Annotated in this window: 9 protein-coding genes; 4 read left to right on the top strand and 5 right to left on the bottom strand. The window is 60.4% G+C overall.

The annotated features are described in order from the left end of the window. On the top strand, nt 1–552 hold a 552-nt coding region (locus AC1DT3_RS04785; protein ID WP_477464101.1), incomplete at its 5' end, for a L,D-transpeptidase. A gap of 22 nt (nt 553–574) precedes the next feature. Here AC1DT3_RS04785 and AC1DT3_RS04790 read toward each other — a convergent pair. Next, nucleotides 575–2,050 (bottom strand): MFS transporter, encoded by a 1,476-nt coding sequence (locus AC1DT3_RS04790; RefSeq protein ID WP_477464102.1) that lies wholly within the window; start codon nt 2,048–2,050, stop codon nt 575–577. A 140-nt stretch (nt 2,051–2,190) separates the two neighbouring features. Here AC1DT3_RS04790 and AC1DT3_RS04795 point away from each other — a divergent pair, with 140 nt between their 5' ends. Both AC1DT3_RS04795 and AC1DT3_RS04800 read left to right on the top strand, forming a co-directional pair. Next, the gene (locus AC1DT3_RS04795) at nt 2,191–3,102 is read left to right on the top strand and encodes a LysR family transcriptional regulator (RefSeq protein WP_477464103.1); all 912 of its coding nucleotides are present in this window, start codon (nt 2,191–2,193) and stop codon (nt 3,100–3,102) included. 255 nt (nt 3,103–3,357) lie between these two features. After that, nucleotides 3,358–4,161, top strand: coding sequence for an outer membrane protein (locus AC1DT3_RS04800; protein WP_477464104.1), 804 nt, complete (start codon nt 3,358–3,360; stop codon nt 4,159–4,161). A gap of 100 nt (nt 4,162–4,261) precedes the next feature. On the opposite strand, the gene AC1DT3_RS04805 is transcribed toward AC1DT3_RS04800, so the two are convergent. Then, nucleotides 4,262–5,083, bottom strand: coding sequence for an alpha/beta fold hydrolase (locus AC1DT3_RS04805; protein ID WP_477464105.1), 822 nt, complete (start codon nt 5,081–5,083; stop codon nt 4,262–4,264). Nucleotides 5,084–5,333: 250 nt separating this feature from the next. On the opposite strand from AC1DT3_RS04805, the gene AC1DT3_RS04810 reads away from it, so the two are divergent. Then, nucleotides 5,334–6,554 carry an adenylate/guanylate cyclase domain-containing protein gene (locus AC1DT3_RS04810; protein ID WP_477464106.1) on the top strand — a complete coding sequence of 407 codons (1,221 nt, stop codon included), beginning with the start codon at nt 5,334–5,336 and terminating at the stop codon, nt 6,552–6,554. Between the two features lie 34 nt (nt 6,555–6,588). Here the strand turns inward: AC1DT3_RS04810 and AC1DT3_RS04815 are convergent, their stop codons facing one another. From AC1DT3_RS04815 to AC1DT3_RS04825, 3 genes are all read right to left on the bottom strand, one after another. Continuing rightward, a complete protein-coding gene (locus tag AC1DT3_RS04815; RefSeq protein WP_477464107.1) occupies nt 6,589–6,825 on the bottom strand; it encodes a hypothetical protein in 237 nt (78 codons plus the stop codon). Nucleotides 6,826–6,942: 117 nt separating this feature from the next. Beyond that, a complete protein-coding gene (locus AC1DT3_RS04820) occupies nt 6,943–7,167 on the bottom strand; it encodes a hypothetical protein (protein ID WP_477464108.1) in 225 nt (74 codons plus the stop codon). Between the two features lie 122 nt (nt 7,168–7,289). Then, nucleotides 7,290–10,025, bottom strand: coding sequence for a hypothetical protein (locus AC1DT3_RS04825; RefSeq protein WP_477464109.1), 2,736 nt, complete (start codon nt 10,023–10,025; stop codon nt 7,290–7,292). Nucleotides 10,026–10,670: the final 645 nt, after the last annotated feature.

A 10,670-nucleotide genomic window follows, 5' to 3' on the forward strand; every position in this document is an offset into this window, starting at 1 on the left:
AGCTTCGCCGAGGCGTCGAAGGTCTACGGCCCGGTGCCCGAAGAGAAATTCCCGATCCCGGCAGTCGATGTCAGCAAGGTCGACCCGAAATATTACCGCCGGACAGTTCGTTACGACACCAAAGAAGCGCCCGGGACGATTATCGTCGACCCCGGCAATTACTACGTTTACCGCATCGAGGACGACGGATCCGCCACCCGCTATGGCGCCAATGTCGGCCGCGACGGGTTCCGGTGGAGCGGTGACGCGTATATCGGGCGCAAGGCCGAATGGGCGACTTGGACCCCACCCAAGGAGATGATCAAGCGCCAGCCCGAGGCGGCCAAATACGCCGGCGGCATGCCGGGTGGCCTCGACAATCCGCTCGGCGCCCGCACGCTTTATCTCTATCAGAACGGCGCTTACACGCTCTACACGATCTACGCCAGCAGCGACGCCGAATCGATCGGCACCGGCATCACGAGCGGCTGCGTCGGCCTCCTCAGTCAGGACATGATGCACCTGTACTCACGGACGCCGGTCAAGACGAAGGTGGTCGTCCTGCCGGCATAGACAACGGCCGGGACCGCGCCATTCAGATCGGGAATTCGGGTTGGTCAGCCCTCGCAACAGCCCGATGTCGCGATGTGCGGCGGTACGCTTCGATCGCGACGGCGAGAGCGAGCACGATGAGGATCGCCGCGACGGCGAACGTCGCTCGCATTCCGTTGGCGACGGCCGCCGGATGCGTCGTCGCGATGTCGATCGTCGCCGATGCGAGGACGAACACGGCGCTCATGAGCGATGCCCCGGTGATGAGGCCGAGATTGCGCGATAGATTGAGCATCCCGGAGATGACGCCGCGCTGATCCGGCGGGATGTCTGTCATGACCGCGGTGTTGTTGGCCGTCTGGAACAACGCATAGCCGATGGTGATGACGACGATGGCAGCGATGTAGCCGGGAACGCCGAGCGTCCCCGGCATCATGGATTGAATGAAGCAACCGGCACCCATTGCGATGAGCCCGACGATGGCCGTGCGTTGCGCCCCGAAACGATCCGCAATGCGACCGGCGGGGAAGCCAGTGAGCGCGGCAACAATCGGACCGACCGACAGGACGAGTCCGACATGAGCCGCGCCGAGCCCGAGCGCGCGGGAGAGATAGAACGGCCCGACCACCAGCGTCGTCATCATCACCGTGGAGACGAGCGCACTCGTGGCGAGGCTCGCACGAAGCGTCGGATCGCGGAACATCGCCACTCGGATCAAGGGTGATGGCGCTCCCACCTCGACGATCACGAACAGACCGGCGCCGAAGAAAGCCGACAGCAGCAGCGCCACATTGAGTGGCCCGAATTGGCCGCGACCAAGCGTCATGGCGAGCGCAAAAGCCGCCAGAGTCAGAGCAAGCAACAGCGTCCCCATCACGTCGAAGCTGGCCCGCGCGATCATCTCGCCACGACGATCAAGGGGCAGGCCGCGACGCGAGAGAAAGTAGGTCAGGATCCCCAGCGGCACATTGACGAGGAAGATGGCCCGCCATCCAAATTCGGCGATCAGGACGCCGCCGAGCGAGGGACCGAGTGCGGTGCCGATCGCGGACATCGTCCCGAGCAATCCGATCGAGCGCCCGATCTTGTCCTTTGAAACCGTCTCCCCGACAAACGCCATGGTCAGGGCCATCATGATGGCCGCTCCGAGTCCCTGCGCCGCCCTTGCAGCGACCAGAAGTTGGAGCGTGGGAGCGACGCCGCACAGGAACGAGGCGGCGGTGAACAGGATGATTCCCACCAGCAACAGCCGCCGGCGGCCGGTGATGTCACCAAGCCGTCCGACACTGACGACGAGCGTGGTGACGGCGAGAAGATAGGCGAGGACGATCCACTGAACGTCCTGAAAGGTAGCGGCAAACGCCTGCGCCAAGGTCGGCAAGGCGACATTGGCGATGCTGGTGCCGAGCGAGGCCATCAATACGGATAACGAGAGGGCGGAGAGCGCCCACCGAGCGGCGTGGCTCCCTTCCGGATGCGCTGCGATCGTCTCCTTTCGTCCTTTCACGATTGGCTTCACCGCGAACTCCTTTTTTGACGGCTCCCGAGCCGGAGCTTCAGTACCGTAGATCGTTGCCGGATATGGCGGAACGCGCACCATTTGCACTTCGCTCGTGCGTCCGACGCCATATGACGATCCAACCGTGCTATGATCGGCGCATGGCGAAACCGGATCTCAACTTGCTTGTCGCTCTTGATGTATTGCTTGCGGAGGGCAGCGTTGCGCGCGCGGCCCGACGATTGCGGCTGAGCCCATCGGCAATGAGCCGAACGCTGGCTCGCTTGCGCGAGACGACAGGCGATCCGCTTTTGGTCAGAGCGGGACGCGGTCTCGTCGCCACACCGCGAGCGGTCGAACTTCGCGAGCGGGTTAGCCAGCTCGTGCAGGATGGAGAAGCGGTTCTGCGCCCGGCTGAAAAACTCGATCTCAAACAGCTCGTCAGAACATTCACATTGCGAGCGAGCGACGGCTTCGTCGAAAACTTCGGGCCCGACCTCATTGCTTGCATCGGTGAAGAAGCGCCCGGCGTGCGGCTGCGTTTCTTGCAGAAAACCGACAAGGAGAGCGTGCCGCTTCGTGAGGGGAGCGTCGATCTGGAAACSGGCGTCGTCGGAAAGGCGACGGGTCCGGAAGTGCGCGCGCAGGCACTCTTCCGAGACCGTTTCATCGGCGTCGTGCGGATGGGGCATTCACTGTGCGAGGGCGAGATCACGTCCGCCCGCTATGCGCAGGAAAGACACGTCTTCGTTTCACGGCAGGGGCTCGACAAGGGACCCATCGACGACGCCTTGGAAACGTTGGGGCTCAAGCGGGAGATCGTCACGATCGTCGACGGATTTTCAACCGCGCTGGCTTTGGCGAAGGGCTCCGATCTGATCGCAAGTGTTCCCGAACGACACACCGGAAACCTACGTGCCGGGATGCATAGTTTTTCCCTGCCTGTGCCCATGCCGGACTTCACGGTTTCTTTGCTCTGGCACCCGCGGCTCGATGCCGATCCCGCCCATCGCTGGCTGCGCGACCGTGTCCGGAAATCCTGCAAAGGATCGGAACATTGCGAGCATATTTGAAGTCATGGCGGCGCCAGTGCGCAAGCATTTCGCCGGACCAAGCTCTTCCTCATTGGAAGCCGCCTGCGGCAACTATTCCTGGTCAGCATTGCTGATGTATTCGACAGATGCTGTCAATGTATTCCCACATGATTGCTTTTGCCGTTCTCTTATCCGCATCGATAAACTGACGAGGTGTGGCAGCGAAGACATAGTACATGCCGCAAGGTAACTGTACGCTGATCGTCCCTGACCTCGCACAAGGGAATATGACTAATGAAATACAATCTCCTTAGTCTACTTACGGGCAGTGCAGCGCTGGCTCTCGTTGCCTCCGCTGCGACAGCTGCCGACCTACCGGCTCCGGCCCCACCACCTCCGATCGTTGTTGCTCCTATCTTCACGTGGACTGGTTTCTATGCCGGCGTTAACGCCGGCTGGGGCTGGCTCGACAACAACAACAGCAACGGAATCTTCGTCCCGTCCGGCACATTCGGCCCGCCCTATGGCGGCGTCTCCGGCATTTTGGGGGGCGGCGGCGCCGGCGGAAACAACGATGGTTTCGTCGGTGGTGGCCAAATCGGATATAACTACCAGTTCGGCACCTTCGTCGTCGGTGTTGAAGCGGACATTCAATGGGCCGACTTCAACGTCGAGAATAGCGTGTTCTTCACTCCGGCCGGATTCCCACCAAGCTTCGTACCGGCAGCCTTCAGAAGTGACGACATGGAATGGTTTGGGACCGTCCGGGCTCGCGCAGGCGCCGCCTTCGACCGGTTTCTTATCTACGCAACCGGCGGCCTCGCCTATTCGGACAACAACACCGGATGGACCGTCGGCGGCGGCGTTGAATGGGCTCTGCCGACAACCTTCCTCGGATCATCGGCGGTCACTCTTGGTGTCGAGGGTCTCTGGGTCAGCCTTGAACGTGACGACGACAACAACGGTGGGTTCGTCGGCACGTATGTCCCATTGGGCACGACAATCCCCGTGAGCATCTTCGCTCCTGTCGCCAGCAGCAACGACAACGAGTTTTTCGTCGCTCGCGCCAAGCTGAACTTCAAGTTCGGAACCTGGTAGGACAGCACCATCATAAGACCCAAAGGGCCCGGCACGTCTGGGCCCTTTGGCATGTCGACAGACATCCAATCACGTGTGAAAGGATGCCAGTTTGAGGCCGCTAGCCCTTGATGAAGGCCAGGAGATCGGCGTTCACCTTGTCCTTCTCGGTCTGGCACATGCCGTGGGCGCCGCCCTCGTAGATGACGAGCTTGGCGTTCTTGACGAGCTTGGACGACAGCATTGCGGCAGCACCAATCGGAACAATTTGRTCAGCGTCGCCGTGAAGGATCAGCGTAGGCACGTCGAACTTCTTGAGATCCTCGGTGAAATCCGTTTCTGAAAACGCCTTGATGCAGTCGTAGATCCCCTTGAAGCCGCCGAGTACGCCTTGCAGCCAGAACGAATCCCGCAACCCTTGCGAAACTTTCGCCCCGGGCCGGTTGGCGCCATAGAACGGCGTCGTGAGGTCCTTGAAATACTGCGAACGATCAGCGAGCACGTTGGCGCGAATATCGTCGAAAACCGAAAGCGGAAGTCCATTCGGATTGGCATCGGTCTTCAGCATCAACGGGGGCACGGCACCGATCAGGACCGCCTTTGCCACACGCTTCGTGCCATGCCTTCCGATGTAGCGCGCCACTTCGCCACCACCGGTCGAGTGTCCGATGTGGATCGCGTCCTTGAGATCGAGCTTTTCGGTCAGCGCAGCGAGATCGTCGGCATAGGTGTCCATTTCGTTGCCGTCCCACGGCTGGCTCGACCGACCGTGGCCGCGCCGATCGTGGGCGATGCAGCGATAACCGCGCGACGCCAGAAAGAGCATCTGATCGTCCCATGCATCAGCCGTCAGCGGCCAGCCGTGGCTGAACACTACAGGCTGTCCCTTGCCCCAATCCTTGTAATAGATCTCAGTGCCGTCTTTTGTTGTCACAAACGCCATGCTGTCTCTCCCTCGCCTCTCAAACAAGAATGGTAGGCGCCGGGTGCGCCCGTCCTGAGAGTGCTCCGATGACACGGCGCTGGCAACGGCCGGGCATTCGCCATGAGGCCGACACTCGTCGTCAATTTGGCACGGCGTCGGTTATTTTGTATCGTCCCATGCGCCTCGCAGGTGTTCGTGCGCCGCCCTTGCGTGATAAGGCTCGATTGAAGACGGAACAGACCTATCTCTTGGAAATCCGATCGGTGGCATGATGGATAAATATGTCGCGAAGATCATGCGGTCCGTCACGGAGGCGGGTCTTGCCGGCGCCGGAGAAGCCGAGCTGCTGCGTGATTTCTGCCGCAAGCTGAATGACAACGGCCTCCCTCTTTCACGCGCCTTGGTGCTCGTGGATACGCTGCATCCCATCCACGAGGGCCGGGCTTTCCGCTGGCGCCGCGACCAGACCGAACTGGAACCCATCGTCGAGTATGGCCGGACCAATGTGGGCGGCACCGCCGCGGAGAATTGGCTGCGCAGCCCGTTCTACAAGTTGGTCGAGACCGGTGAGACGATGCTCCGTTGCGACCTTCGTTCCGGCGAGCCGTATGAGTTTCCCGTTCTTGCGGAATTGCGCGAGGAGGGAAACACCGATCATGCGGTCCTGATCCATCGCTTCGCCGCCGAAGGCACGATCGGGGAAATGGATTGCATCTATTCCTCTTGGACGACGGACGATCCCACAGGATTCTCGGCCGATCAGATTGAAGCGTTGCAGCAATTGGCTCCCACGCTCGCACTCGCGATCAAATGCGCTTCACTGACCCGCATCGCCGAAACGCTGGTGCAGACTTATCTCGGTCGCGATGCGGGGCGCCGCGTGCTCAATGGCGGCATCGCGCGGACTGTCACGGATCGGATCGATGCCGTCATCTGGTTCAGCGACCTGCGCGGGTTCACCCGCATCACCGAAACAGCCGCACCGGAACAGATCATTCCGTTTCTCAACGATTATTCCGAGGCGATCATCTCGTCGATTCACGAATCCGGCGGCGATGTCCTCAAACTCATCGGCGATGGAACGCTGGCGATCTTTCAGGCGGGCGACCCCAGCCATGCCTGCCAATGCGCATTGAAGGCCGAACGTCTGATGAGAACGCGCATCGAGACGCTCAACACGCAGCGCGCCATCGACGGCATACCCCTGACCGATGTGTATCTGGGTCTCCATATCGGCGCCGTGTTCTACGGCAATATCGGCAGTCAGGACCGTCTGGATTTCACCGTCGTCGGGCCGGCCGTCAACGAAGCGACGCGTATCGCCACCCTGTGCAGCTCCATCGAAAAGGACGTGCTGATTTCATCGGCCTTTGCCGCCGCCCTGGCGGATCCGGATCGCGTCGTTTCGGTCGGCCGCTATGCGCTCAAGGGCGTGAAACAGCCTCAGGAGCTTTTCACCTTGGAACCCGTCGTCGGCGGAGCACCTTGATTTGCTGGCCGGATCTGCACGCGGCGTTGTCAGCCTACCGGCGGATGCTCGCTCCACGCAAGGGAACCGCGTGCACGACCTTCGCCCGTTGCTCCCGGCGGATGTCGGCGGCAAGCGTGTCCAGCCGGTCGGCGAGATCCCGCGCTTGGTCAAGGGTCAGTGCCAAACGCCCGTTCATGCCGCTATAGGTCTCGAACTGAAGCTCGATCCCGTCCTGGAAGCTCGAAACAGTGTAATCGGCGACCCGTCGCGTTCGGCGCAGCAATCCCATCGGCGCTCACTCTGCTTGAAGATCGGCGTTCCAAAAGCCGCTGATCTGTCTTGGACCTTTTGCCGGCGGCTGAAACCCTTCATTTCCATAGGGAAGGTCGTTCTCGCCACTTAATGACTAGTCCCGCGTGCTCACCGAAAAAACCTCGTACCCGGCACCGTTGAGCACCCGGACGGTTTCGATGCGCGCTCCCCGCGCCTGGGGGCGTCGCGCCTTCTCAAAAAGGTGCAAGGCCCGTTTTTTGGCCGTCTCTTCGGTATCGACCCGCACCAAGGTTCGGCGGATGAGCAGGCTTCCCTCCTCTTCCGGACCAACAGTCTCGATGCGATAGATTTCCGGCATGCGCGCCTCCGTTCCGGACGCCTCTCTATCACCACCCGTGGCGTCTAGGAAACGGCGGAATGGGCGCAAAAAAGCCGGCACGACGCATGAAACGTCGTGCCGGCCCGCATCATTCAAAGTGATCAGATGATGTAGAAGTCAGCTTTGGTCAAAGCAAGGTTCTTGGAGATGGTCGCAAACTTGATCTGCGCCTTTCCGCCGATGCCGTCCGCGTCGTAATAGAGCGCCCCGGTCTTCTTGTCGTAGATGATGCGATCGTTCGCGTCGTGAGCGCTCGATCCGGTCCAGAACGCGTCCGAAGTAAGCGCCTTCGGCTTGTTCACGGATCCCGACTTGCTGAGAGCCCTGAAGACCGCGTTCTCGAGCCAGATCGTATCGTCGCGCACCTTGAAGTCGACGATCTTGTCGACATTCCGCGTCTTGTGCAGGGTCGTGTTGAAAGCGAACACGTCACGGCCCGTCTCGCCCTTCAAGGTGTCGTTGTCGGCACCACCATAGATCGTGTCGTTACCGACGCCGCCGAAAAGGTTGTCCCTTCCGGCGTCGCCGTAAATGAGGTCGTTGCCTGCTTCACCCCGGAGCGTGTCGTTGCCGACACCGCCTCTCAGGATATCGTTGCCGTTGCCGCCATAGAGAGCGTCGTTGCCACTGAGGCCCTCGATCGTATCGTTGCCGCCGTAGCCCCAGATGACGTTGGCAAACGTGTTTCCGACAAGATGATTGGCGACTTCATTTCCGCTGAGATCTTTTGTCGTGCCGGAGATTTCGATATTCTCGATGGCAGCGTACTTCTCACTCGTGAAGTCGATGACAACGCCCTGCGCGAGCACAAGGGTGTCGGAGCCACTGGAATCAACGATGACATCGTTGATGTTGTCGATGTAGTACCGGTCGTTACCGCCGCCACCGCTCATCGTGTCGGCGCCGATGCCGCCGTCGATGACGTTGTCCGCCGCGTTACCCTCGATGAGGTTGTCGAGCGCATTGCCGTACAACGCGATCGGAGCCCAGCCGTTGGCGACCAGTTTCTCAACGTTGGCTGCCAGTGCGAATGTCGACGACGCGAAGACCGTATCGTATCCCTCGCCGCCATTCTCGAAGATCTGGTCGCCACCGTTATCGACGTAATACACATCGTCTCCAGCGCCGCCAGCCAAGACGTCAGCTCCAGCGTTGCCGTCGATGATGTCGTTGCCGGCGCCACCGCCGATATAGTTGCCTGCGCCGTTGCCGATCAAGCTGTCGGCGTGCTCGGAACCGACGATGTTCTCGATCTCGGCAAAGGCGTCGCCTTCGGCATCACCGCCGGCACCCGTGCCAGCGCCGAGATTGACGACCACGCCCGCGGCCGAGTCGGAGTAGGTGACGAAATCAGACCCGCTTCCTCCGACGAGTAAGTCCGCGCCGGCGCCGCCGGACAGCGTGTCGTTGCCGCCTTCGCCGTAGAGGGCGTTACCGCCAGCGCTGCCTATGAGGACGTCGCCGTGCGCGGAGCCGAGGAGGTTTTCGATGCTGATATAAGTATCGCCATTAGCCTCGCCACCGGTTCCCTTGCCGGTCGCGAGGTTGGCGACGACACCCGCGGTCGCGAACACGAACGACGCCGTGTCGGTATCGGCGCCACCGTCGATCTTGTCGCCTCCGAGGCCCCCGATCAGCGTGTCATTGCCGCCGTTGCCGTACAATTCGTCGCCGACTGGAACATCGATTTTCGTGCCGACATACGTGTCTGCGACATTGGTGCCTCGGACGATGACCGGCGCAATGCGCGCATCGACGATCGTGTTCGTGATCAGACCACGACCGAGGGACCCGTCGTACCAAGTGACCGAGAGACGGCCGTCGGCCATTTCCGTCACCTTCGGCGTATATTGCTGGCCAGTGTGGTCCAGGACTGAGCGCGCGTTGAGCAGGAGCTTATCGGTAGCGGTGCCGTTCGCGCTGACAACTCTGAGATAGATGTCGCCATTGTCCTCTGGGGACCACTCGCTATAGACCACGGCCACGCGGCCGTCCTGCATCGCGGTTGCGCTGATATAGTCGCCGTCGTTCAATCCGTTCGACGTGAGTTGTAAAGCACTCCCCTTTACGCCTGCCAAGCTGTAGAATTGCGTGATTACGTTGGCGCCGTTGCTATAGGTGATCGCATACCCCGTCGCTGCACCTGCTGCATCCCGGAAGACGACCGTGTCGGAGAAGAAACCGGTTCCAACGGCAACCTCGGCACCGACGGTCGCGCCGGGCACGTTCAGATCGATCAAGCGGTATTGGATCGTACCGCTCTTGGTATAGCTGACGAGAAACTTGCCCCCGCCGAGCTCCGTCACGTCCGGGTACTGAAGGCCGGCAGCCTGTGCGATGCGCACGTCACTCGTCGCAGACCCATCGAGATTTTGCGTCGAATAGCGAATCTCGTCACTCGTTTCATAGACCGTGATGAATCCCGAGTTGCCGTTGCGCGCCATAGCCGGCGTATCGGTCCCGCCCAGCGATTGATTTTCGATGTGCGTATGGGTTGAACCCGCCACAGGCGAACCGTCGGGGTTGAAGACGCTGGACTTGATTGCGAAACCGTTCGTCTGTCCGGTGTTCTCATTCCAGGCAATGGCAAAACTGCCATCGGTTCCCACAGCTTCGATCGAGGCTATCGACTGGCCTATGCCGGCGCCGGTAGGGACGGGACGAGGTCCACCGACTTTTTGACCGAAAGCATTGTAAAGCTGGAAAAACAGCTCGCTCCCCTCGAGCCAACCGACAACATATCCGCCAGTCGGCAGCGATCCAATGAAGTCGCGATAAATGGACTTTGCAGTGTTCTCGCGGGCGTTATTCTCGGTGCCCCAAATTTCATAAGTCACAATCGTTCTCCCTCAGGTAATGGTCGATCGGCTCCATCCCGGACGAGATCGCCGGAATCGTGCAGATGAGTGAAAGCTCGTGGCCAGGCAGCGCGCGTACAGAAGAGACATCGACAGCGCCGCGCTGCGGCCGAATCAGGCTTCACCAGCGGATCGGGAGTTAACTTTGCTGGATTCGAACTGTCCCTATGCGTTCAACTAGGATGGACATTCTGTCGCCCAACATTGCGACAGTTCTAGTGTGAATAGTCGGACGCGAATTTGGTTGTACTTTGTTAATCTATTGAAAATCGATAAGAATCGTAGCGATTTAGACGAGCAATGTCTCTGTGGTTCGGCTATGGAACTTTAGGAAACCTGTTGTGTGCCGGAACACATAACTATATGACATCGGCCTCGTAAGCTTGAATGGATGGCGAGATTCACGTCTCGCAACTCTGCCCAATGCTCGTTTCCAACGCTCTCATGTCCCACGTCTGGACCTTCCGTCCGATGCCTGATCGCACCGGCCCGGCACGTCTGAACGTCAGAAGGACATGCCGCGTTCAGCGACGTATCGTGTGGGACACCCGGTTCGATTCATGCCCATAAGCCGCGCCGCCGTTTCCGAGCTGATCGAGATGATCTACCACGCCTCGCTGGAAC

This window comes from Microvirga sp. P4_G7 (assembly GCF_056401005.1).

Bases quoted from the DNA above. Each gene is read 5' to 3' on its own strand.
- AC1DT3_RS04810 (WP_477464106.1), top strand. From the start codon at position 5,334: ATGATGGATAAATATGTCGCGAAGATCATGCGGTCCGTCACGGAGGCG.
- AC1DT3_RS04820 (WP_477464108.1), bottom strand. From the start codon at position 7,167: ATGCCGGAAATCTATCGCATCGAGACTGTTGGTCCGGAAGAGGAGGGA.
- AC1DT3_RS04815 (WP_477464107.1), bottom strand. From the start codon at position 6,825: ATGGGATTGCTGCGCCGAACGCGACGGGTCGCCGATTACACTGTTTCG.
- AC1DT3_RS04800 (WP_477464104.1), top strand. From the start codon at position 3,358: ATGAAATACAATCTCCTTAGTCTACTTACGGGCAGTGCAGCGCTGGCT.